This is a genomic window from Microvirga sp. HS2 (assembly GCF_055792805.1).
Window position 1 is genome coordinate 95,378 of sequence record NZ_JBVVAJ010000001.1, and the last position, 20,594, is coordinate 115,971.

The 20,594-nt window shown below is 66.0% G+C and carries 24 protein-coding genes; 5 read left to right on the plus strand and 19 right to left on the minus strand.

Going from position 1 to position 20,594, the window contains the following annotated elements; all coding sequences use genetic code 11:
* Nucleotides 1–6: 6 nt before the first annotated feature.
* A complete protein-coding gene (locus tag ACS5Q0_RS00415) occupies nucleotides 7–1,326 on the minus strand; it encodes a tetratricopeptide repeat protein (RefSeq protein ID WP_473124980.1) in 1,320 nt (439 codons plus the stop codon).
* 130 nt (nucleotides 1,327–1,456) lie between these two features.
* On the opposite strand from ACS5Q0_RS00415, the gene ACS5Q0_RS00420 reads away from it, so the two are divergent.
* Entirely contained in the window at nucleotides 1,457–2,269 is an 813-nt protein-coding gene (locus tag ACS5Q0_RS00420) for an AraC family transcriptional regulator (RefSeq protein WP_473124625.1), read from the plus strand.
* Between the two features lie 87 nt (nucleotides 2,270–2,356).
* Here ACS5Q0_RS00420 and ACS5Q0_RS00425 read toward each other — a convergent pair whose 3' ends face one another.
* From ACS5Q0_RS00425 to ACS5Q0_RS00480, 12 genes are all read right to left on the minus strand, one after another.
* Nucleotides 2,357–3,736 (minus strand): methyl-accepting chemotaxis protein, encoded by a 1,380-nt coding sequence (locus ACS5Q0_RS00425; protein ID WP_473124626.1) that lies wholly within the window; start codon nucleotides 3,734–3,736, stop codon nucleotides 2,357–2,359.
* On the minus strand, nucleotides 3,711–4,235 hold the full coding sequence (locus ACS5Q0_RS00430) for a PAS domain-containing protein (protein WP_473124981.1): 525 nt from the start codon (nucleotides 4,233–4,235) through the stop codon (nucleotides 3,711–3,713). The genes ACS5Q0_RS00425 and ACS5Q0_RS00430 overlap by 26 nt, the downstream gene beginning before the upstream one ends.
* A 108-nt stretch (nucleotides 4,236–4,343) precedes the next feature.
* Nucleotides 4,344–6,086 (minus strand): cis-3-hydroxy-L-proline dehydratase, encoded by a 1,743-nt coding sequence (lhpI, locus tag ACS5Q0_RS00435; RefSeq protein WP_473124627.1) that lies wholly within the window; start codon nucleotides 6,084–6,086, stop codon nucleotides 4,344–4,346.
* A 26-nt stretch (nucleotides 6,087–6,112) separates the two neighbouring features.
* Nucleotides 6,113–7,129, minus strand: a complete 1,017-nt coding sequence (locus ACS5Q0_RS00440; protein ID WP_473124628.1) for an Ldh family oxidoreductase — start codon at nucleotides 7,127–7,129, stop codon at nucleotides 6,113–6,115.
* A 52-nt stretch (nucleotides 7,130–7,181) separates the two neighbouring features.
* On the minus strand, nucleotides 7,182–8,210 hold the full coding sequence (locus ACS5Q0_RS00445) for a trans-3-hydroxy-L-proline dehydratase (RefSeq protein WP_473124629.1): 1,029 nt from the start codon (nucleotides 8,208–8,210) through the stop codon (nucleotides 7,182–7,184).
* A gap of 66 nt (nucleotides 8,211–8,276) precedes the next feature.
* Nucleotides 8,277–8,999, minus strand: a complete 723-nt coding sequence (locus tag ACS5Q0_RS00450; protein WP_473124630.1) for an amino acid ABC transporter ATP-binding protein — start codon at nucleotides 8,997–8,999, stop codon at nucleotides 8,277–8,279.
* Entirely contained in the window at nucleotides 8,992–9,645 is a 654-nt protein-coding gene (locus tag ACS5Q0_RS00455; protein WP_473124631.1) for an amino acid ABC transporter permease, read from the minus strand. The genes ACS5Q0_RS00450 and ACS5Q0_RS00455 overlap by 8 nt, the downstream gene beginning before the upstream one ends.
* A 10-nt stretch (nucleotides 9,646–9,655) precedes the next feature.
* Complete coding sequence (locus tag ACS5Q0_RS00460) at nucleotides 9,656–10,321, minus strand: amino acid ABC transporter permease (protein WP_473124632.1); 666 nt, start codon at nucleotides 10,319–10,321, stop codon at nucleotides 9,656–9,658.
* Between the two features lie 76 nt (nucleotides 10,322–10,397).
* Entirely contained in the window at nucleotides 10,398–11,207 is an 810-nt protein-coding gene (locus tag ACS5Q0_RS00465; protein WP_473124633.1) for an ABC transporter substrate-binding protein, read from the minus strand.
* Between the two features lie 255 nt (nucleotides 11,208–11,462).
* Nucleotides 11,463–12,701 (minus strand): NAD(P)/FAD-dependent oxidoreductase, encoded by a 1,239-nt coding sequence (locus ACS5Q0_RS00470; protein ID WP_473124634.1) that lies wholly within the window; start codon nucleotides 12,699–12,701, stop codon nucleotides 11,463–11,465.
* Nucleotides 12,702–12,775: 74 nt separating this feature from the next.
* Complete coding sequence (locus tag ACS5Q0_RS00475) at nucleotides 12,776–13,798, minus strand: 4-hydroxyproline epimerase (RefSeq protein ID WP_473124635.1); 1,023 nt, start codon at nucleotides 13,796–13,798, stop codon at nucleotides 12,776–12,778.
* An 88-nt stretch (nucleotides 13,799–13,886) separates the two neighbouring features.
* Nucleotides 13,887–14,816 (minus strand): dihydrodipicolinate synthase family protein, encoded by a 930-nt coding sequence (locus ACS5Q0_RS00480; protein ID WP_473124636.1) that lies wholly within the window; start codon nucleotides 14,814–14,816, stop codon nucleotides 13,887–13,889.
* A gap of 148 nt (nucleotides 14,817–14,964) precedes the next feature.
* Between ACS5Q0_RS00480 and ACS5Q0_RS00485 the strand changes: the two genes are divergently transcribed.
* The gene (locus ACS5Q0_RS00485) at nucleotides 14,965–15,660 is read left to right on the plus strand and encodes a GntR family transcriptional regulator (RefSeq protein WP_473124637.1); all 696 of its coding nucleotides are present in this window, start codon (nucleotides 14,965–14,967) and stop codon (nucleotides 15,658–15,660) included.
* 48 nt (nucleotides 15,661–15,708) lie between these two features.
* Here the strand turns inward: ACS5Q0_RS00485 and ACS5Q0_RS00490 are convergent, their stop codons facing one another.
* Genes ACS5Q0_RS00490 through ACS5Q0_RS00505 form a run of 4 tightly spaced genes read right to left on the minus strand, consistent with a single transcriptional unit; the run spans nucleotide 15,709 to nucleotide 17,510 of the window.
* Nucleotides 15,709–16,194 (minus strand): VOC family protein, encoded by a 486-nt coding sequence (locus ACS5Q0_RS00490; protein ID WP_473124982.1) that lies wholly within the window; start codon nucleotides 16,192–16,194, stop codon nucleotides 15,709–15,711.
* On the minus strand, nucleotides 16,194–16,553 hold the full coding sequence (locus ACS5Q0_RS00495; protein WP_473124638.1) for a DUF1428 domain-containing protein: 360 nt from the start codon (nucleotides 16,551–16,553) through the stop codon (nucleotides 16,194–16,196). Before ACS5Q0_RS00495 ends, ACS5Q0_RS00490 begins: the two co-directional genes overlap by 1 nt.
* 15 nt (nucleotides 16,554–16,568) lie before the next feature.
* The gene (locus ACS5Q0_RS00500; protein ID WP_473124983.1) at nucleotides 16,569–17,048 is read right to left on the minus strand and encodes an SRPBCC family protein; all 480 of its coding nucleotides are present in this window, start codon (nucleotides 17,046–17,048) and stop codon (nucleotides 16,569–16,571) included.
* 30 nt (nucleotides 17,049–17,078) lie between these two features.
* Nucleotides 17,079–17,510, minus strand: a complete 432-nt coding sequence (locus ACS5Q0_RS00505) for a VOC family protein (protein ID WP_473124639.1) — start codon at nucleotides 17,508–17,510, stop codon at nucleotides 17,079–17,081.
* A 57-nt stretch (nucleotides 17,511–17,567) separates the two neighbouring features.
* On the opposite strand from ACS5Q0_RS00505, the gene ACS5Q0_RS00510 reads away from it, so the two are divergent.
* Complete coding sequence (locus ACS5Q0_RS00510; RefSeq protein ID WP_473124640.1) at nucleotides 17,568–18,272, plus strand: winged helix-turn-helix transcriptional regulator; 705 nt, start codon at nucleotides 17,568–17,570, stop codon at nucleotides 18,270–18,272.
* A 74-nt stretch (nucleotides 18,273–18,346) separates the two neighbouring features.
* On the opposite strand, the gene ACS5Q0_RS00515 is transcribed toward ACS5Q0_RS00510, so the two are convergent.
* Nucleotides 18,347–18,526 carry a hypothetical protein gene (locus ACS5Q0_RS00515; protein ID WP_473124641.1) on the minus strand — a complete coding sequence of 60 codons (180 nt, stop codon included), beginning with the start codon at nucleotides 18,524–18,526 and terminating at the stop codon, nucleotides 18,347–18,349.
* Between the two features lie 65 nt (nucleotides 18,527–18,591).
* Entirely contained in the window at nucleotides 18,592–18,864 is a 273-nt protein-coding gene (locus ACS5Q0_RS00520) for an HNH endonuclease (RefSeq protein WP_473124642.1), read from the minus strand.
* A gap of 77 nt (nucleotides 18,865–18,941) precedes the next feature.
* Between ACS5Q0_RS00520 and ACS5Q0_RS00525 the strand changes: the two genes are divergently transcribed.
* Both ACS5Q0_RS00525 and ACS5Q0_RS00530 read left to right on the plus strand, forming a co-directional pair.
* On the plus strand, nucleotides 18,942–19,508 hold the full coding sequence (locus ACS5Q0_RS00525; RefSeq protein ID WP_473124643.1) for a BON domain-containing protein: 567 nt from the start codon (nucleotides 18,942–18,944) through the stop codon (nucleotides 19,506–19,508).
* 163 nt (nucleotides 19,509–19,671) lie between these two features.
* Complete coding sequence (locus tag ACS5Q0_RS00530; RefSeq protein WP_473124644.1) at nucleotides 19,672–20,523, plus strand: sulfite exporter TauE/SafE family protein; 852 nt, start codon at nucleotides 19,672–19,674, stop codon at nucleotides 20,521–20,523.
* Nucleotides 20,524–20,594: the final 71 nt, after the last annotated feature.

Sequence of the window (20,594 nt, forward strand, 5' to 3'; positions counted from 1 at the left end):
AAATCCTCAGGCTGCGATCAGGCCGTGCCAGCGCGTGTCGCGCGGCGAAGGGCGGCGGTGCAGGCGGCGGTCGAGAAGCTCACGGGCCTTCGCGGTCTCGCCGCTGCGCATCAGGGCCAGCAGCAGCATGTCCTCGATCATCTCGCGCTGGGCCCCGCTGCCGCCGATGCGCACGACCTCGCCCGCGACCGGCCCCAGGATGCACGCGCACCCGGCATAATCCTCCTCCGCGAAAGCCAGCGCGGCGCGGCAGATCGACGGCACCACGGACCCGGCGGCGAGGGTCTCCGCCTCGATCAGCCCCGTCAGCGTTGCGACGCGCTGTTCGATCGCGGCCCTGTCGCCGGTCGCCGCCGCGAGGATGGCCATGTGGATATCGGCGAAGGCGAAACCGGCCGTCTGGAAGTAGCTCCCGGAATAGGCGGCCGCCGCCTCCCACAGCCCCGCCGGCACCGTGTGGCCATAGGCCTTCAGCCGCCACAGGAAGGAGGCGGTGTCGCTGACCACGTTGACCGGCATCCCGGCCGTCACCGACGGCTGGATGTAATCCGCATAGATCGCAAGCGCCTGCTCGGGATCGCCCCGCTCGAGAGCCCCCAGCGCCGAGTGCCAGGCGATGTGGCCATGAAGGGTGCCGGAGCGGTCGTAGCGCGGCAGCCACTCGGCGATCAGCCGCTCCGCGTCCTCGTGCGCGCCGCCCTCGTAGAGGGCGTGAGAGAGGGCATGCGCCGCGTTGGCGTTCTCGATCCGCAGGTCGTAGCCGCGCTGCGTGAGCGCCCGGCCATGCGCGACGTTGCCGTTCTCGGCATGAGCCCAGCCCCGGTAGGTCAGGAACCACCAATCGTCGGCATCGAAATGCCGGGCGTGGCGTTCGCAGAGATCGACGCGCGCCTGGTCGTGGTCCGCCATGCCGGAGAAGGCGAAGAGGCCGAAGGCGCCGAGCGGCAGCGACAGGATCAGCACGTCCCGCGGCCAGGTGTCGGCATGCGCGAACGCCCGCTCCAGCGCCTTGGCCGGCTGGCCGTTGACGGCCAGCGACAGGATCTCCACGTGGCTGCGTTCCCGCTCGCTCCCGCGCCGCGCGACGATCTCCTCCGCCGCCGCTATCCGTGCGCGGGCCTGCGCCGGTTCCGACCGGATCGCGTGCAGGCGCGCGCGGGCCGCGTGGGCGAGAGCGAAGTCCGGGTCGGCCGCGACGGCGTCCTCCAGGGCCTCCGCAGCGCCGGGCCAGGCCGAGAGGAGCAGGTCGACCCCATGCCGGTAGCGTTCGGCCGCGAGATCGGACGTGGTCGACAGGGGCAGGCCGCGGCTGTCGATGGGGGTCATGGCAGGTTCCTCGTTCCGGGATCGGGCAGGCATCGGTGCTCGCTCAGGCGGTTTATACGCGATCACCGCTTGTCCGTATTTTGACAATCTGCCAAATGATGTAGAATATCTGCCAAACTGGAGGCGCGCCATGGCATGGCAGGTCATCCAGGCCCCGCTCGGCCTGGGCCCGCCTCAACCGATCACCGTGCGGGCTCAGTCGATCCCGGCGCGCCATTTCTTTCCCGAACATGCGCATCCCTGGAACCAGATGGTGTACGCGATTTCCGGCGTGCTGACGGTGGCGGTGGAGGGGCAGTCCTTCGTGATCTCGCCCGAGCAGGCCGTATGGCTGCCGACAGGCCTGCGGCATCGGGTCGGATCCCTGCTCGGGGCCGAGTTCCGCAGTCTCTGGATCGCCGACGAGGCCGGTCGCGGCCTGCCGTCGAGCGCGACCGTGTTCGGCGTCACGCCATTACTCAAGGCTCTCATCGTCGAGGCCACGGCGATCGAGGGGGAGGAGGATCGCGACGGCTATGACAGCCGCGTGACGGGCCTGATCCTGGACCAGCTCCGGCGCGCCAGCCCGATCCCGGGCGCGCTCCCCTGGCCGCGCGGGGGATCACCCCTGACGATGCTGTGCGAGGCGCTCTCCGCGGACCCGGCCGATCCGCGCGGGCCCGAGGCCTGGGGCCGGGAACTCGGCATGTCGGAACGGACGCTCGCCCGCCGCTTCGAGGCGGAAATGGGCATGAGCCTGCGCTCCTGGCGCCGCCGCCTGCGGCTGTTCAAAGCCATCGAGCTCATGGGCGGGGGTCTCGACGTGACCCGAACGGCCATGGAACTCGGCTACGGCTCGACCTCGGCATTCGTGTACGCGTTCCGGACCGGGATGGGATGCAGCCCGCAGGCTTACATGCGCGGGCGCCTGGCGCCCGGGGCCGCCGGAGGCCTCCCTGCGTGACGTCGCAGTCCGCCTCTGCGCGGGGATGACGGGGAGCGGGCCGAAGCCCGCGCTCTCATGGAGCGGGGCTTCATGCTCTGATCGGCCTCAGGCCGCGCGGGCCAGCCGGTGCACGCGGCTGTCGTCGTCGCTCGTCTGCGGACCGGTCTCGTTCTGCTGGCGCTCCATGGGGCCGCGCCGCAGGGAGACGAGGAACTTGCGCACTTCCTCGGCCAGACGGTCGCCCTGAACGCCCACCTGCCGCGACGTATCGAGGACGGAGCCCGCGAGCTGCTTGGTCTCGGCCGTGTTCTGGCTCACGCTGTGGATGTTCTCGGTGACGCCTTGCGTCCCCACCGAGGTCTGCTCGACGCTGCGCGCGATCTCGGCGGTGGCGGCGGTCTGCCCGCTGATGCTCTGCGCGATGCGCGACGTGGCGTGATCGATATCCGCCACGATGGTGGAGATCTCAGACACGGCGGACACGGCCGCCGTGGAGGCGGAGCGCAGTTCCGCGATCTCCCGCGTGATCTCTTCCGTCGCCTTGGCGGTCTGGGTGGCCAGTGCCTTCACCTCCTGGGCCACGACCGCGAAACCCTTGCCGGCCTCGCCCGCGCGCGCGGCTTCGATGGTGGCGTTGAGCGCCAGCAGATTGGTTTGCTCGGCGATGCTGGTGATGAGGCCCACCACGGTGCTGATGCGCTCAACGGCGTTGTTCAGGCTGTTGACGATGGCGCCCGTGGATTGCGCCTCCTCGGCCGCCTGCCGGGCGCGCGTGGCGGAATGGTCGGCCTCCGTTCCGATCTCCTGCGCGGAGGCGGCGAGCTGCGTGACGGCCGCGGCGACGGTCTGCACGTTGACGGCCATGTCGGCCGCCGTCGATGCGACGAGGCTCGTGCGGTCGTCGGTGAGGGTCGCACCTTCCTGCAGCACCGAGGCCATGGTGCTCATGTTCGCGGAGGATTGCGAGAGGGCCTGGACGATCGTGTTGATCGCCTGCTCGAACTCCGCCGTCGAGTGATTGAAGGCCGCCAGACGGACCTCGATCACGTGAGACGCCTCGTTGATGGTGGTCGCGCCGTTGAGCAGCGCCCCATGGAGCCCATCGGGCAGGATGCGCCGGAAATACTGGTTGTTGCGAACGGCGTTCATGGCCGCCGAGGACTCGCGGATATAGGCGTCGACCCGGTCCGTCGTGTCGTTGACGGTGGCGTGAAGCTTGCCGAGCGCGCCGCCTTCCCGGCTACCGATGACCCGGGTCTCGAAATCGCCGTGCCCGATCCGCTCGATGACGTCGGTCGCGGTCGCGATCGCACGGTACGAGCGCAGCAGCATAAAGCCGCCGAAGATGAAGCCCGCATCGGCGACGAGCACCGTGATCGAGGGCATGGAGCCGGTGACGGCGGACGCGATGGCCTGCCCGGTGACCGCGAGGGCCGCGACGGCGAAGCCGATGCTTGCCTTAGAGAGAGAAGACAAATTCATCATAGCTGGCCTTGTTCGCGGTGGCGGTTTGCATGAGGTGCCGGTGGGAGGCCGCAAGCCCCTCCTTGGAATTGCGGAAGGAGGCTTCGATGCGCGTGAGCTCGGCGTAGAACGGCGTGATGATCTTTTCCACCACGTCGCGCTTCGGCACACGGCGGTTGGAATGATAGCCGCAGAGCTTCTGATTGCTGTCGTAGGACGGCGTCACATGGGCGAAGACCCAGTAGTGATCGCCGTTCTTCGCCATGTTCTTCACGTAGGCGAAAATCTCCCGGCCGTCCTGGATTGCGTCCCACAGGAGCTTGAAGACGGCGCGCGGCATGTCCGGATGACGGATGATGCTGTGCTGTTGCCCCAGGAGGTCCTTCTCCGCGTATCCGGCGATCTCGCAGAACATCCGGTTCGTGTAGGTCAGCCTGCCTTTCAGGTCTGTTTTCGAAACGATGAAAGAGTCGGGATCGAAAAAGATCTCGCGCTGCGTGGGAGTGATCAATTGGCTCATCTGCGGTTTTGGAGGAGTGGCGACACTCTGCTTGGAATCGCCCATCACCCCCGCTTCTCGCAAACCGAGCTTGCGCGAAGCTGAACTTCTCCGCGAAAGCAGGAACGCTCAGTCAGCGTGCAGCCAGAGGGGGCGACTGCCGTCGGCAAGGCCCGTGCAGGCCGCCTCGACACAGGCCTCAAGGCTGCCGAAGTGGAAGCTGCGCCCGGTGAGTCCGGGACCGTAATGGGCGTATTTGCCGGAATTGGTCATGATCGTCTTCGCCCGCGGCGGGATGACCGGCTCGATGATCATGCACCAGCACGTATCCGTGACGACCTGCACGCCGAACCGTTCCAGCTCCGACAGGATGCCGGCTTCGCGCGCCCTGTCGTACGTGGCGCGCCCGCAGGTGACGACCAGGGCCACGTCCCTATGCTTCGTCCGGCCCCGGCACAGCTCCGCGAGCTTCTCGCATTCACGGAACGAGAAATGCGGATTGCCGAGCGACACGAGATCAACGGACGCCTCCGTCGCGTTGTCGAGTTCGTCCCAGCTCCGGGCGAGATCCTCGACGCCGACGGCGATGGCCGGAACGTCGGCCCAGCCGGTTGCGTCCTCCAGGCTCGCCGCCTCGGGCGTCACGCCGACGATGTGGAACATCGGCGCGCTCGACGTGGTCGCGAAGGCGGCGCCGAAGGCCTTCAGGTCGTCCTGCGAGGGTGAAGCCTTCTCCAGCCCCGTGATGACGGGAATCCGGTTCGCCGCGAGAAGACCCACGTGGTAGCCGAGGAGCGGATAGAACGAATCGTCGAGGTGGCCGAGGGTCGGAAGGTCGATCCGCAGAGCGGCGCGGCGGCTGCTCTCCAGATGGCATCCGGCGAGCGGCGCGCGGCCGGTGAGCGCGATGCAGATGTCCAGGTAATCGGGATATTTCATCGTCCGCGCGCCGAGCACGCTGTTGGCGTAGACGACGGCGTTCGATTCCGCCCAGACGATCTGCTCGTCTTGTGCCGGGGCGCTGTCGAGGAGATAGGGCGCGCAGGTGAAGGTCGGCCTCGCGCCCATATCCACATAGGCGTCGCCGAGCCGGCTCGCGGGTTCTCCGAACGCCGGATCGATGCCTTGCGACCGCCAGCGGCGATGATCGACCGAGATGGAATTGAGCGTGGTCGGCACAGCGACCTTTCCGCCCCAGTCGCGCAGTTGCTCGGCGAACCTGAGGGAGCCCGGACCCGTATAGATGCAGCCGTCGATATGGGCCTGCGTCACATCGATCAGCCGGTCAGCGCCCTGCAGCTCCGCCATGCGCAGGACGATCTTCATCGCGACCTGGGCGGCCTTGCCGTGGGCGCCGCTCAGGAAGGCCCTGTCGGCCTCCGTCAGCGCCATGCGGGAGGCGGGCGGCTCGGGTATGGCGCGAGTGTCGGAGATTGCCGGCAGGCCGTCGGGCCGCTCGCCGCATGCGACGCGAGCGCCGTCGACGCGCGCATGACGCGCCACCGCCACCCGGCGGAAATCCTCGGGGTCGAGGATGACGACGGGGATCGATTGCCCGAAGACCTCCTCGGCGATCATGACGCCGAGCGTCAGGATGTCGTCCGCCCGCTCGATCACCATGGCGGCGGGGCCCTTGCCGTTGAGGAGCAGCTCGAGAATCACGCCGCTGCCCGAACAGGAGCCGCGCCCGCCGGGGATGGTGAGGATCTTGCCCGTGAGGATCCGGCCGCTCAAGGGATGGTGACGGTCGATCACCTCGCCGGTGACCGGATCGACGCCACCCCAGAAGCTCAGCTCCACATCGCTGGAAATGACCTCGCCTGCGGCCGCGCCGCGAACGAAGGCGGTGCCCGAGAAGACGGCTTCGTTCATGGCGGTGTCCATAGCGGTTCCTTTCGTCAGCGCGGCAGGAGAGCCTGCAGGTCGTCGTAGAGTGCCTTGGGAATGCGCACGCCGTTCGCCTTGCTGCGCTCGCGGGCCTCGTAGCGGCGCTGGGACGGCAGGCGCGCGCCCTGGCCCACGATGGCGTCGAACATCGTCTCGGCGCGGGCCACATGCTGCTCCGCATCGGCTCCCAGGAACACCTTGGGATCGAAGGCGAGGATCAGTTCGCCATGGCAGGGAGCGGCGCCCACGCCCTCGTCGAAGGCCATGGATTCCGCGCTCGTCATGTCGCCGATCAGAGGACCGGCCATGAGCTCGATCATGGCGGAGAGCGCCGAGCCCTTGTGGCTGCCGAAGGTGAGCATGGCGCCCGCGAGCGCCGCGGTCGCGTCGGTGGTGGGATTGCCTTCGGAATCGATGGCCCAGCCGGTGGGAATGGGCTTGCCCGCGCGCCGATGCAGCTCGATCTCGCCGCGCGCGATGGCGCTGGTGGCGAAGTCGAAGACGAAGGGCGGCCCATCGGGACGCGGCCAGGCGAAGGCGATCGGGTTCGTGCCGAACACGGGCTTCCTGCCGCCCGCGGGCGCGACCCAGCTGTGGCTCGGCGTCATGGCGAGCGCCACGAGTCCCTCGGCGCTGATCGCCTCCACCTCCGGCCAGAGGGCCGAGAAATGGAAGCAGTTGTTGATCGCGAGCGCAGCGAGGCCCGTGCGGCGCGCCTTCTCGACGAGAAGCGGCCTGCCGCGCTCGAAGGCGAGCGGAGAGAAGCCGAAATGGGCATCGACACGCACGATTGCGGGCGCGTGGTCCACCACGTCCGGAACGGCGTCGGGATCGACCTTGCCCTCCTTCACCGAGCGCACGCAGCCGAGCAGCCGGTACATGCCATGCGAATGGCACTCGTCGCGCTGACCGGCATAGACGACGCCTGCGATGGCCTGCGCATGCTCGTCGGAGAGACCGCCTGCCTTGAGAACGTCGATGCTGAGACGCCGGACCTCGTCCAACGAGAGGGAAACTTCTTCGGTCATGCCTTGTCTTGTTCCGTTCGGTTCCGATGGTTTCTGAAAAAGCGGATGTCTTTTACATCTGCGGCCAGGTATCCGACAACCGATAGCCGGCCGGCCACGGATCGTCGGGATCGAGCATGTGCTGGTGGGTGCCCGTGATCCAGGCGCGCCCGGAGATCATCGGGATGATGCCGGGCCTGCCGCCCACCGTCACCTCGTCCTCGATGCGGCAGATGAACTCGGAATCGATGATCGAGCGGCCCACGAAGCTATCGCCGACCTTCAGGATTCCGCGCGCATGAAGCACCGCCATGCGGGCCGAGCAGCCCGTTCCCGTCGGCGAGCGGTCGATCTTGCCGGGGCGCACCACGACGGCGTTGGCGCCATGCGCGACACCGTCCCGTTCGACGAGGGGCGCCGCGATCTGGCAGAAGGAGATGTGGTTCCAGCCGGGAAGCTCCGGATGGCGGAAGCCGATCTGCTCATTGGCCGCGCGGGTGATCTTCATGCCGACCTCCGCCAGATCCTTCGCCTCGTCGGGGCGGATCGCGAAGCCGAGCGCCTTCGCATCGGCGATCACGAAGCTGTCGCCGCCATAGGCCGTGTCCACGATGAGCGTGCCCACGCCTTCGACTTCGAGCTTCACGTCGAGCTTGTCGGCGAAGGAAGAGACGTTGCGGACCCGGATGCGCTCGGCCTTGCCGTTCCTGCATTCGGCCTCGACCTCGATGAGGCCGCCCGGTGGCTCGAGAACCATGCGGGTGACCGGCTCCTGCATGGGAATGATGCCGGTGTCGAGCAGGACGGTGGACACGCAGATGGAGTTGGAGCCCGACATGGGCGGCGTGTCGGCGGGCTCCATGATGATCCAGCCCATCTGGGCTTTCGGATTCTTCGGGGGCACGAGAAGGTTCACATGCCGGAAGACACCCCCGCGCGGTTCGTTCAGCACGAAGTTGCGGAGCGTCTCGTCCTCGGCGATGAACCGCGACTGCTCCCAGATCGTGTCGCCGGGCGGCGGCGCGACGCCGCCCACGATCACGTCGCCCACCTCTCCTTCCGCATGGCAGCTGACCACATGAACGACTTTCGACGTGCGCATTGAACTCTCCGGTTCAGGGAAGGGTCTGAGTGAAGGATCCGGTGCGGGGCGCGCTGCCCCGCGCCGTCAGAGCACCGATTTCAGGAACTCGATCGTCTCGGGCTTCTGCGGATGTCCGATCACCTGCTCGGGCGTGCCGATCTCGTGGATCAGGCCCTTGTGGAAGAACGCCACCCGGTCTGACACGTCGCGCGCGAAGCGGATCTCGTGGGTGACGAGGATCATGGTCATGCCCTCTTCGGACAGCATCTTGAGGGTGTCCAGCACCTCGCCGACGAGTTGCGGATCGAGCGCGGAGGTCACCTCGTCGAAAAGCATGTAGTCCGGCGACATGGCCAGCGCCCGCGCGATCGCCATGCGCTGCTGCTGGCCGCCGGAGAGCCTGGAGGGATACACCTTCAGCTTCTCGCCGAGGCCCACATGGGTGAGCTGCTTGACGGCGATCTCCTCCGCCTCCCGCTTGCTCTTGCCCAGCACCTTGCGCGGCGCGAGCATCACGTTCTCGAGGACGGTGAGATGCGGAAAGGCGTTCCATTGCTGGAAGACGATGCCGATCTTCTGGCGCAGCTTGTTGAGATCCGTGCCGCGCGCATGGACATCGATGCCGTCGACGAGGATCTGCCCGCCCTGGATCGGCTCGAGGCCGTTGATGCACATGAGCATCGTGGACTTGCCCGAGCCCGAGCCGCCGATGACGGACAGCACTTCCCCTTTTTGAACCGTGAGGCTGACGCCCTTGAGCACTTCGAGGGCACCGAAAGACTTACGAACGTCCTTTAACTCAATCATTTTCACGCCACCGCTTTTCGAGCCGCGCCCCGAGCCGGGCAATCGGGAAGCTCATGAGGAAATAGATCAGGCCTGCAATCGACAAAACAAAGAGCGGCTCCTGGATGCGCGTCACGATGATCTGCGACGACCGCAGCAGCTCGACGATGCCGATCCAGAGAACGAGCGCCGTATCCTTCATGACGCCGAGCGTGAGGCCGATCCAGCTCGGGAGCGCAACACGCATCGCCATGGGGAAGACGATGTTCGTCAGATCCTGGGTGTAGGTCATGCCGAGCGAACGGGCCGCCCTTCGGGTCGTCGGCGGAACGGCCAGGATGCCGCCGCGCACGATCTCCGCGCAATAGGCCGCCGTGTAGAGCGCGAGCACCACGCAGCCCACCGTGAAGGCCGTCACGTTGAGCTTGAGGATGGACTTGAACGAGTTCGCGAGCACGAACTGGATCAGGAGCGGCACCGAGCGGAGAATATCCAGCACGAAGCCGACGGGAATGTTCAGCCACCACGGCGCGGAGGCGCGGACGAGGCCGAAGAGCATCCCTAAGATGGTGCCGCCCAGGACAGCCCAGAAGGTGATGGCAAGCGTCGTTCCCGCACCCTGAAGAAGGAAGAGGAAGTCGTTCCAGGTGAGACTTGTCTCGAACATCGCCGTCTCCTCAGTACCGGAACAGGCGCCAGGCGAAGAGGCGCGACGAGAGGGTGATGAGTTTGGCCATGAGGTAGTAGATGACGGCCGCGATGGCGAAGAACTCGAAGGTGCGGAACGTGCGCACGTTCAGATCCTGCGTGACGCCGGTGAGGTCCGTGTTGAGGCCGACCGTGACGCCGAGAGACGTCATCAGGAGCGCCCAGACCATCTGGTTGGACATGGGATAGAAGACGATCCGGAACATCTGCGGCAGCACGATCAGGCGAAACGCCTGCGGCGCGGTCATGCCGAGCGAACGCGCGGCGCGCGTCTGCGTGTCCGGGATGGCGCGAAGGCCGCCGCGGAAGGTCTCCGCGAGATAGCCTGCGTTGTTGAAGGCGATGCCCGCGAGAAGCGCCACGTAGGAATCGAGATGGATGCCGAAGGAGCCCAGTCCGAAATACGTCATATAGACCTGGAACAGGGCCGGCGTGTTGCGCGCGAATTCGACCCAGCCGGTCGAGAAACCGTAAAAGAGCTTGTTGTTCGATTGGCGGCCGAGCGCCAGGAACACGGCGAAGACGACGCCGATCACCATCGACAGCACGGCGATCTGGAGCGACACCCACGCGCCGGACAGCATGTCTGGCAGAGCGTTCAGCGCCGGGCGCCAGTGAAATGTATAATTCAACATAATGGGTGCGGTCCCAACACCTGCATTGCGTCAAAGGGCGGAGGCGCTGCTCGGCCTCCGCCCGTTCAACGGCTCGTCAGCGATAGACGCCCTTGACGGTCAGGTCGGGGGCTTCGCCGCCGCCCACCCACTTGTCGTACAGTTCCTGATAGCGGCCCGTGCGAACCTGCTGGTTCACGAAGAGGTTGAGGTAGTTGAGCAGGCCCTGCTCCTGGCGCAGACCGATGAGAGCGACATAGTCGGTCACGTAAGGCGCGTCGCCCTTGACCACGAAGCCCTTGAACTTGCCGGACTTCACCGTCGCCTGCGCCACGGTGTTCGTGACGACGGTGGCGTCGATCTGGCCCTGCTGCATGGCGAGGAACACGTCGGCCTGGGTCTGGTAGGGGCGGAACGAACCGGTGCCCCACTTCTTGACGTCCTTCTCCAGCGCAATCGCCTCGAAGGTGCCGGAGGTCGAGCCGGTCTTCTTGCCCTTCAGGCTCTCATAGGTGTCGATGCCCGTTCCTTCCTTGGTGAGGACGACCATTTTGAAGGCGAAGTAGGGGATCGAGAAGCCGATCGTCTTGGCGCGCTCCAGCGTGTCGGAGGTCGAGGCGACACCCACGTCCGCGCGATCGGAGACGAGGGCCGGGATGCGGTCCGGGAACGGGGTCTCGACGATCTCGGCCTTCACGCCGAGCACCTTGGCGAGATCGTTGCAGGTATCCACGTCGAAACCGATCGGCTGGTTCTTCTCGTCACGCGATCCCATGGGCGGGAAGTCGAGCGTCACGGCGCAGCGCAGCACGCCGGAGGCGATGATATCGTCGAGCTTGTCCGCTTTGGCCGGCATGGCGGCGATCATGCCGAGAAGAAGTGCGGCCGCTGTTGTCCTCAGTTTCATCGTTCGTCCTCTGATTGTTTCGTCTCCGAGCCCGGCAGCTTCCCCGAGGTCAGGTGTCGCAACATCCGCATATTGGATACAATTTGCAATATGAAATTTGTTTCACTTCGCCTAATGTCTGAGCGCCCGCGCCCGGAGATCAGCCAAAAGAATGAGACGAGGACCGGCGACGGCCGGACCATCGCCGACACGGAACCGGACGCATGCGCATCACGATGAATGAGGCGCGCGCGTTTCGTTTACGTGAGCGTCACGTCAGAAACGCTGCGCCGAGAACGGCTTCAGCTCGATCGTCGCGGGCGCTCCATCGACCAGCTCCGCCACGAGACGCGACGTGATCGCGGCCTGCGTCAGCCCGTGATGGCCGTGCCCGAAGGCATAAAGCACGCGCTTGTCCCGCGAGGCCTGCCCGATCACAGGAAGAGAATCCGGAATGGACGGCCTGAAGCCCATCCAGCGCCTCGCCGGCTGGTCGGCATCGAGATGCGGCAGGAAGCGCTTGAGACGCGTGATCATGGCGGAGGTGCGCTCATGATTGGGCGGCGCCTGCGTGCCCGCGAATTCGACGGCTCCGCCGACCCGGTCGCCCGTGTCGAGCGTCGAGGCGACGAAGCCTTCGCCTTCGAACATGACGGGGCGATTGAGGCCGAACGCGCCCTTCGCATAGGTGGCGTTGTAACCGCGCTCGGTGTCGAGCGGAATGCGGTCGCCGAGCTGCTTGGCGAGTTCCCGGGACCAGACGCCGGCGGAGATCAGTACGCGGTCCGCCGCCACGATCGTCTCCGCCGCGTCCGTGTGGACGTGAACGGCGTCGTTCGCGGGCCGGACGGCGAGAGCCCTGCCCTCGACCCGCACGGCGCCGCGCTCGATCGCGAGCCGCAGCAGATCGGAGGCGAGGAGCGCGGGATCGGATACGTGGCACGAACCCGAATAGAGAACCGCCGCTTCGATGTTGTGCAGCGCGGGTTCGAGGTCGGCGAGTTCGCGCGGCCCGAGAACCTCGAGCGGAATGCCGAAGGCCTTCTGGCGGTCGATGATGTCCTGAGCCTGCAGGAAGCGGTTGCGGTCGCGCCAGGCGGACAGGATGCCTTTCTCGCGCAGATGCCCGTCCAGGCCGAGCGACGAGAGGCGCTCTCTCCAGGCCGGCAGGGCCTGCGCGTTGATTGCGCGGATGGCGACGATGCTGGATTTGATGCGGGCGGGAGACGACGCCAGCACGAACCGCGCCAGCCAGGGCGTCAGCGCCGGAAGATAGGACGGCCTGATGGTGAGCGGGCCGAGCGGGTCCATCATCCAGCGGGGAAGGTTGCGCCACGCCTTGGGCGAGGCCAGCGGCATCACGTCCATGTCGGCGATCCAGCCCGCATTGCCGTCCGTAGGTCGCTGCTGATTGTTTCCGGGATCGACGAGGATCACCTGGTGACCCTTGTCGAGAAGCGCGTGGGCGGCCGTAAGGCCGACGATACCTGCACCAACGATGGCAATCCGCATCATGAAACCTGTTGTCGGAGAATCCTGACGGACAAGGGCGGCCCGCAACGAGCCGCCCGTGGAAAGCCTTGCCCTGTTTAGGCGGAACGGCTCTGGTCGACGACCTGGAATCCGTTCGCGAACGGATCGCGGTCGTCGATGAAGATGGTGTTGAACCCGATGACCCGCGCCCAGCCCTCGATGGAGGGGATGATCGCGTCGCGGTCGCCGACCTTCGCGCGGCCTTCGATGCGGCCGGTGAAGGTGGAGCCGATGATGCTCTCGTGCACGAAGGCGTCACCTTCCTTCAGCGCGCCGCGCGCGGCCAGATGCGCCATGCGCGCGGAGGTTCCCGTGCCGCAGGGCGAACGGTCGATCGCCTTGTCGCCGTAGAAGACCGCGTTGCGCGCCGTGCCGCCGGGCGTCTGGGCCTTGCCGGTCCACAGAACGTGCGTGAGGCGATTGATGTCCGGGTTCTCGGGATGTGCGATCGTGTAGCGCGCGTTGAAGGCCTCGCGCAGCTTCGGGCTCCAGCGCAGGATGTCGGACGGATTCACGTCCGCCAGATCCGAATAGAGCGCCTGGGGTTCGACGATGGCGTAGAAATTGCCGCCATAGGCCACGTCCACCATGAGGTGGCCGAGGCCCTCGACCTCGACCTCGTAGCCGGTGCCATAGAGGAACGAGGGAATATTGGTGATGCGCACGCTCTCGATGAAGGGACCGTTCTGCTCGTAGCGCGCCTCGACGACGCCAGCCGGAGTGTCGAGCCGGAGCAGGCCCGGAGTCTTCGGGTGGATCAGCCCGTTTTCGAGGGCGATGGTCACCGTGCCGATGGTGCCGTGGCCGCACATGGGCAGGCAGCCGGAGGTCTCGATGAAGAGAATGCCCACATCGCAATCGGGACGCGTCGGCGGATAGAGGATGGAGCCCGACATCATGTCGTGCCCGCGCGGCTCGAACATGAGGCCCGTGCGGATCCAGTCGTATTCCGCCAGGAAGTGCTGGCGCCTCTCGAACATCGTCTCCCCTTTGAGCTGGGGAATGCTGCCGCCGCCCACTACGCGGACCGGATTGCCGCAGGTGTGACCGTCGATGCAGAAAAAGGTGTGACGCGCCATGGCTTCGCTCTTGGGCTCGAACTCGTGTCGTGAAGGGTCAGAGAAAAAAGAGGCGGAGGAGACCTAAGTCTCCCCCGCCGTGATCTTATCAGGCCGCGGGCTTCAATCCCACATCGGGAAGCGCCGGACGGTTCTTCAGCGCCTTGTCCATGATCGCCTCCACATAGGCGCGATCCTGGTCACCGAGCGGAAGGCGCGGCGGACGGGTGAGCGAGGAACCACGGCCCATGATCTCCTCGCAGAGCTTGATGCACTGGACGAGATCCGGACGGGCATCGAGATGCAGCAGCGGCATGAACCACTCGTAGAGGGCACGGGCCTCCTCATAGCGGGCGGCCTTCGCGAGGCGGAACAGGGTCTCGCCCTCCTGCGGGAAGGCATTCGACATGCCGGAGATCCAGCCGGCCGCGCCGAGCATGACGCTCTCCACCACCACGTCGTCCAGGCCGGCGAACATCACGAAGCGGTCGCCGACCATGTTCTTCACGTCCGTGAAGCGGCGCGTGTCGCCGGAGGAATCCTTGAAGCATACGATGGTCTCGCAATCGGCGAGCGAGGCCAGGATGTCGGGCGTCACGTCGTTCTTGTAGATCGGCGGGTTGTTGTAGACCATCACCGGCAGATCGGTCGCCTTGGAGACGCCGCGGAAATGCGCGGCCGTCTCGTGCGGCTTCGAGGAATAGACGAGAGCGGGCATCACCATGATGCCGTCGAGCCCGACGCGCGCGGCTTCCTTCGCGACCTCAGAGGCGAAAGCCGTCGTGAACTCGGCGATGCCGGCGATCACCGGCACCCGGCCGCGCGAGACGGCCTTCGCCGTTTCCATGATGGCGACCTTCTCCGAGCGCGACAGGGAGGTGTTCTCGCCGACGGTGCCGCAGACGATGAGGCCGGAGACGCCGTCACGGATCAGGCCCTCCATGACCTTGGCGGTGGCATCGAGGTCCAGCTCGTAATTCGGCTTGAACTGGGTGGTCACTGCGGGGAAGACGCCTTCCCAGCCGATTTTCTTCGCCATTGTGCTCTTAGCTCCTGCGATGAGGCGTTGAACTCGGCCAATGTAGATTGTATAAAATCGCCGATGTCAAGCCGGGGTCTCTAGCTCTTTCGCCAAAGAGCAATAAGATCGCGCTCCTTCCTCGTATGTTACAGAATTGTCAGTCGCCATGCCGCCTTCCAGACCCGCCCAGAAATCCCTTCAGCACAGGACCATCTCCTCCGCCGTCGCGGAGGAGCTGCGGCGCCGGATCGTCGACGGGGAATTCGGCTCGGGCTTCCAGCTCCGCCAGGACGCCCTGGCGGCGGAATTCGGCGTCAGCCGCATCCCGGTCCGCGAAGCCCTGATGCAGCTCGAGGCGGAGGGGCTGGTGAAGATCCACCCTCATCGGGGCGCTATCGTCTCGGAGCTCTCAACGGAAGAAATCGACGAGCTGTTCGAGTTGCGGGCCCTGCTGGAGCCGCGCCTGCTCAAGGCTTCGGCTCCGCGCCTCACGGAAGCCGATTACAAGCGCCTGAACGAGATCCTGCAGGAATACAGCTCAGAGCTGCGCGCCATGCATATCAGCCGCTGGGGCGAGCTGAACACCGAGTTCCACATGGTGCTCTATCAGCACGCGAAACAGCCGCGCTCGCTCGCCATCATCGCGAACCTCCTGCAGGAGAGCGATCGGCACACGCGCCTCCAGCTCTCGCTGACGCAGGGCATGGAGCGCGCCGCCGCCGAGCATGCGGACATTCTCGAACTGTGCTCGCAAGGCAAGATCGGCGCGGCCTGCACGCTCCTGAAGAAACATATCGAAGGGGCCGGGCAATCGCTGCGCAGCTACCTCGAAGAGCACCAGAAGGTGAGCGCGAAGAGATAGCGAGGCAGCTTCGAACCGCCTCGCCGGGTGTCGACGGCTTCGTTCGGCTCACGCCGCCGGCTGTCCTCGATACGCCTTCTCCAGGGCGCCGACATCGAGCTTGACCATCGTCAGCATCGCCTCGGTGACCCTGCGGACCTTTGCGGGATCCTCGTCCTTCACCATGCGGATGAACGCTTCCGGCACGATCTGCCAGGAGACGCCGTAGCGATCGGTGATCCAGCCGCATTGCATGGGCGTGCCGCCGACCGACAGGGCCTCCCACAGCCGGTCGACCTCCTCCTGATCGGCGCAACTGACGAAGAACGAGACGGCCGGCGTGATTTGGAAGGAGGACCCGCCGTTCAGCGCCATGTAGCGCAGGCCGGCGAGCGTGAATTCCACCAGCATCACGTCGCCTGGCGATCCGCCGGGGGTCTCGACCGTGTAGGGAAGGACGGCGTCAATGCGCGAGTCGGGCAGGAGGGACACGTAGAACCTCGCGGCCTCCTCCGCTTTGCCGTTGAACCACAGGCAGGGGGCGATCTTGGACATCATGCCTGCTCCTGCGTGTCCAGGATGACCTGGAAGCCGCCGAAGATCAGGCGCTTCGTGTCGAAGGGCATGTCGTTTTCGGCGAGCCGGGGATCGCTCAGCAGCGTCTTGTAGGCTTCATCGCGCGCCTCCTTGGAGGGCCACATGATCCAGGAAAAGACGATGTTCTCGCCGTCCTGCGCCTTCACCGCGCCCTTGAAGTCGGTGATCGTGCCGTCGGGCAGGTCGTCGCCCCAGCACTCCACGATGCGAAGCGCGCCGTATTCCTTGAAGACCGGCGCGGCTCTCGCCGCCGCCGCGTGATAGGCCTCCCGGTTTCCGGTCGGCACGGGAATGACGAATCCGTCGACATAGCTCATGGCATTCTCCACCGGTCACGCCGCTTCGGGAATCGCGCGACCTTCCGCGAGGGCGGCGAGCTGGCCTGCGACGATGCCCCATCCTTCATGGAAGCCCATGGACTCGTGCTGCTTCTTCGCCTCCTCGCTCCAGTGGCGAACGCGCGCCGTATAACGGGTGCCGGATCCTTCGGGATCGAAGGTGACGATCACCACCATGAACGGATCCTGCGGAATCCATCCGGCCCTGAAGGCATTGCTGAACACGAGCTTGCGGTTGGGAACGACTTCGAGGAACACGCCCTCCTCGCGCGGCAGATCGGTTCCGTCGGGGGCCCGCATGGCCATCAGGCCTCGCCCGCCGGGACGCAGATCCATATGGACCTCCGGGGTCGTGTAGGGACGCGGCGCCCACCATTCGGCGGTGCGTTCGGTCCAGACGCGATAGACGGTTTCGGGCGATGCATCGATCAGCCGGGTGATCGACAATTCATGAGTGGCGGTCTCGCTGGTCATTGGCATGTCCTCTCCTGCGGCGGCTCGTTCTTATGCGGTCGCCGTTTCGGCCATGGCCGTCTTGGCTGCCTCCACGTCCATCCACATCACTTCCCAGATATGGCCGTCCGGGTCCTCGAAGCTGCGGCCGTACATGAAGCCGTAATCCTGCTTGGGGCCGGGATCGGCCCGGCCGCCCGCTGCGGCGGCTTTCGCGAGGATGCCGTCGACCTCCTCGCGGCTGTCGGCTGACAGGCAGATCAGCACCTCGGTCGTCTCGCGCGCGTCGGCGATCCTTTTCGGCGTGAACTGGCGGAACTTGTCGTGGGTCAGCAGCATCGCATGGATGGTCTCGGAGAAGACCATGCAGGTGGCGGTGTGATCGCTGAACTGCGGGTTCTTGACGGCTCCGATGGCCTCGTAGAACGCATTGGCGCGGTCGAGATCGGCGACCGGTAGGTTCACGAATATGAGTTTCGGCATGGCTTCCTCCCCTTCTGGTTTTGACATTGATTCCAGACAAAGTTATAAATTGCAACTATGAAGTTAGAAAAAATAACTAACGAACCGGAAACGCGGCCGAGGCGCCACTACGAGGACGCCTGCGCGGCGGCCCATGCGCTCGATCTGGTGGGGGAGCGCTGGGCCCTGCTGGTCATGCGCGAGCTGATGCTCGGGCCGAAACGGTTCAGCGATCTGCGCGAGAGCCTGCCGGGCATCAGCGCGAACGTGCTGACCCAGCGGCTCGAAGGGCTGGAGGCGGCAGGCATCCTCGTCCGCCGCAAGCTGCCGCCGCCGGCTTCCGTGCAGGTCTACGAGCTGACGTCTTGGGGCTACGAGAGCGAGCCGATCTTCCAGGCGCTCGGCCGCTGGGCCGCCCGCTCGCCCCTGCACGACCCGACCCTGCCGTTCAGCGTCGCCTCCTTCGTCCTGTCGCTGCGCACGATGCTGGATTCCCGAAGGGCGGAAGGCCTTGACGCACGAATCGGCTTTCGCCTGAATGAGGCCGAGACCTTCCTCGCGCATCTCGCCGGGGGGCGGATCGAGATCGCGCGCGGGCCGGTGGACAATGCGGACCTGATCTTCACCGGAGCGCCACCGGTGATGGCCGGCGCCATCTATGGCGGCCAGCCGCTGAATGCTCTGGAAAGCGCAGGCGTGCTGACGGTGGAGGGCGACAGGGCCTTGGCCGAACGGTTCATCAGCCTGTTCCCGCTGCCGCCCAAGGCGTCCCTCCCGGCCTGAGTGCGCGGCGGGAACCATCACAGGAACGCCCACGCCCGCCGTCTCCCATCATCGGGCGGCGACGGGCAGCGCGTTTAAGGTCCGCCCGCGAGCGAGCCCACAACCGCCATCGCCAGTTCATCCAGGTTGACGCGGCCCTCGATCGTCATCGTCTCGGCCTCTCGCATGTCGACGCGCAGGCCCTGGCTTCCCGCTTCCGCCTGTCGCCGCAGCTCGGCGACGATCGCCTCGCGCACCTTGTCTTCGATATTCATGATCGCTCCTTACCCAGGATCTCCGCCCTCTGCCGAACGTCCGGCCAGGAGCGCACGTTCCACGATCAGGATGAAAGTCCGCGCCTTCCGAGAGCGCGGAACGCTTGCGCATCCATGACGCCGCGGCGGTTGTTGCAGGCTTGGCAGGCGAGCACGAGATTGGTGGGGGTGAGCGGCCCGCCCATGGAGCGGGGCACCACATGATCGAGCGTGGCGAGAGCGGGCGAGCGGCTCAAGCCCTTGCCCAAGCGGTGCGTTTCCACGCCGCAATAGACGCAGCGGCCGCCGTCGCGGGCGAAAATCGTCTCGAACAACCTGATGCGTTGCGCGGCTTTCATGGGCTGGGAACCTGGGAGGGATCGGGTTGTTGCTCTTGGCACAGAACAGGACTTGGCACAGGACAGGAGCTCAAGCCATGGTAGACACCCGCCGCAGGAACCGGAACCCCTATAACGACGACAACGGCTATGGCGACGTTCCATCCGGGGCCGTCGGCTTCCGCGGCGAAGGCCGGGAATATCCCGGCGGCTACGGCAGCGATGCCGCCGAGTTCTCCGGCGGCGTGATCGACGATGGCCATGGCGGACCCCGCGACGACGAAGGCTTTGCGCCCGCTTATGCGCGCTATCGCTCGGGCCTCGGCGCCCTTGGAGATCGCGATCCGAACGATCCGGATCTGCGCGGCGGGCACGACATGGGACGCGATACGGGTCGTGGCATGTCCGGTCCCCATCGCGGACGCGGCCCGAAGGGCTACAAGCGCTCCGACGAGCGCATTCACGAGGACGTGTGCGAGCGCCTGACGGAAGACCGCTTCATCGACGCCTCGAACCTGGAGGTGGCGGTGACGGACGGCGAGGTGACGCTCTCCGGCACCGTGGCGAGCCGCGGCCTCAAGTACCGCGCCGAGGATCTCGCCGAGCTCGCCTCGGGCGTGCGGCACGTGCAGAACAATCTGCGGGTGGAGAGCAGCGCCACCTGACGGCGCCGTCTCCGCCGGACCGCCCGGAAATCCGGGAGCCTGTGACGCGAACAGGAAGTCTTTCTCTTTAGGCCAATTCCCTTGGCCGCGGCCTTGCTTTAGCAAGCGGAGGTCTCATGACCTTGAGACAGGCGCTTCCCGTCCGCTCTTCGGTGATCTTCTCATGTTCGGCATCTCTCTCTTCGATCTCGCCTGGCTCGTGGTCGCGCTGCTCGGGGCGGGCGCCCTCACCGGGCTCCTCGCGGGCGTGTTTGGCGTCGGCGGCGGGGCCGTGGCGGTGCCGATCCTCTATGAGCTGTTCCGGCTCATCGAGGTTCCCGACGAGGTGCGGATGCCGCTCTGCGTCGGCACCTCGCTCGCCATCATCGTTCCGACATCGATCCGCTCCTTCAATGCGCACCGGGCCAAGGGAGCGGTCGATATGTCGATCCTGAGGGTGTGGGCCGTGCCCGTCGTGCTGGGGGTCGTGGTCGGCAGCTTCATCGCCCGGTTCGCGCCGGCCGAGCTGTTCAAGGGCGTGTTCGTGGTGGTGGCGGGCATCTCCGCCATCCGCCTGCTCTTCGGCAAGGACACTTGGCGGCTCGGCCTCGACATGCCGGCCAAGCCCATCATGGTGGCCTATGGCGGGCTTATCGGCGTCCTTTCCGCGCTCATGGGGATCGGCGGCGGACAGCTCTCCAACCTGTTCATGACCTTCTACAACCGGCCTATCCATCAGGCGGTGGCGACATCGTCCGGCCTCGGCATCCTGATCTCGATTCCCGGCGCGATCGGCTACATCTACGCAGGCTGGCCGCACATGGCGGATTACCCGAACGTCGTGGCCTTCCAGCCGCCCCTGGCGCTGGGCTACGTCTCCCTCATCGGCCTCCTTCTCTTCATCCCCACCAGCGCCTGGATAGCGCCCGTGGGCGCGCGGCTCGCCCATCGGCTCTCGAAGCGCCGGCTCGAAGTCGCCTTTGGCATCTTCCTCGTGCTCGTCTGCGCGCGCTTCGCCGCGAGCCTGCTCGCCTAAAGCATCGGACCCAAAAGTAGATTTGCACTTTTGGGGCAGATCCGATGCCTTCTCCTTAGAAGAGAGCATCG

Bases quoted from the DNA above. Each gene is read 5' to 3' on its own strand.
- ACS5Q0_RS00415 (WP_473124980.1), bottom strand. From the start codon at position 1,326: ATGACCCCCATCGACAGCCGCGGCCTGCCCCTGTCGACCACGTCCGAT.
- ACS5Q0_RS00420 (WP_473124625.1), top strand. From the start codon at position 1,457: ATGGCATGGCAGGTCATCCAGGCCCCGCTCGGCCTGGGCCCGCCTCAA.
- ACS5Q0_RS00425 (WP_473124626.1), bottom strand. From the start codon at position 3,736: ATGATGAATTTGTCTTCTCTCTCTAAGGCAAGCATCGGCTTCGCCGTC.
- ACS5Q0_RS00430 (WP_473124981.1), bottom strand. From the start codon at position 4,235: ATGAGCCAATTGATCACTCCCACGCAGCGCGAGATCTTTTTCGATCCC.
- lhpI (WP_473124627.1), bottom strand. From the start codon at position 6,086: ATGAACGAAGCCGTCTTCTCGGGCACCGCCTTCGTTCGCGGCGCGGCC.
- ACS5Q0_RS00440 (WP_473124628.1), bottom strand. From the start codon at position 7,129: ATGACCGAAGAAGTTTCCCTCTCGTTGGACGAGGTCCGGCGTCTCAGC.
- ACS5Q0_RS00445 (WP_473124629.1), bottom strand. From the start codon at position 8,210: ATGCGCACGTCGAAAGTCGTTCATGTGGTCAGCTGCCATGCGGAAGGA.
- ACS5Q0_RS00450 (WP_473124630.1), bottom strand. From the start codon at position 8,999: ATGATTGAGTTAAAGGACGTTCGTAAGTCTTTCGGTGCCCTCGAAGTG.
- ACS5Q0_RS00455 (WP_473124631.1), bottom strand. From the start codon at position 9,645: ATGTTCGAGACAAGTCTCACCTGGAACGACTTCCTCTTCCTTCTTCAG.
- ACS5Q0_RS00460 (WP_473124632.1), bottom strand. From the start codon at position 10,321: ATGTTGAATTATACATTTCACTGGCGCCCGGCGCTGAACGCTCTGCCA.
- ACS5Q0_RS00465 (WP_473124633.1), bottom strand. From the start codon at position 11,207: ATGAAACTGAGGACAACAGCGGCCGCACTTCTTCTCGGCATGATCGCC.
- ACS5Q0_RS00470 (WP_473124634.1), bottom strand. From the start codon at position 12,701: ATGATGCGGATTGCCATCGTTGGTGCAGGTATCGTCGGCCTTACGGCC.
- ACS5Q0_RS00475 (WP_473124635.1), bottom strand. From the start codon at position 13,798: ATGGCGCGTCACACCTTTTTCTGCATCGACGGTCACACCTGCGGCAAT.
- ACS5Q0_RS00480 (WP_473124636.1), bottom strand. From the start codon at position 14,816: ATGGCGAAGAAAATCGGCTGGGAAGGCGTCTTCCCCGCAGTGACCACC.
- ACS5Q0_RS00485 (WP_473124637.1), top strand. From the start codon at position 14,965: ATGCCGCCTTCCAGACCCGCCCAGAAATCCCTTCAGCACAGGACCATC.
- ACS5Q0_RS00490 (WP_473124982.1), bottom strand. From the start codon at position 16,194: ATGTCCAAGATCGCCCCCTGCCTGTGGTTCAACGGCAAAGCGGAGGAG.
- ACS5Q0_RS00495 (WP_473124638.1), bottom strand. From the start codon at position 16,553: ATGAGCTATGTCGACGGATTCGTCATTCCCGTGCCGACCGGAAACCGG.
- ACS5Q0_RS00500 (WP_473124983.1), bottom strand. From the start codon at position 17,048: ATGACCAGCGAGACCGCCACTCATGAATTGTCGATCACCCGGCTGATC.
- ACS5Q0_RS00505 (WP_473124639.1), bottom strand. From the start codon at position 17,510: ATGCCGAAACTCATATTCGTGAACCTACCGGTCGCCGATCTCGACCGC.
- ACS5Q0_RS00510 (WP_473124640.1), top strand. From the start codon at position 17,568: ATGAAGTTAGAAAAAATAACTAACGAACCGGAAACGCGGCCGAGGCGC.
- ACS5Q0_RS00515 (WP_473124641.1), bottom strand. From the start codon at position 18,526: ATGAATATCGAAGACAAGGTGCGCGAGGCGATCGTCGCCGAGCTGCGG.
- ACS5Q0_RS00520 (WP_473124642.1), bottom strand. From the start codon at position 18,864: ATGAAAGCCGCGCAACGCATCAGGTTGTTCGAGACGATTTTCGCCCGC.
- ACS5Q0_RS00525 (WP_473124643.1), top strand. From the start codon at position 18,942: ATGGTAGACACCCGCCGCAGGAACCGGAACCCCTATAACGACGACAAC.
- ACS5Q0_RS00530 (WP_473124644.1), top strand. From the start codon at position 19,672: ATGTTCGGCATCTCTCTCTTCGATCTCGCCTGGCTCGTGGTCGCGCTG.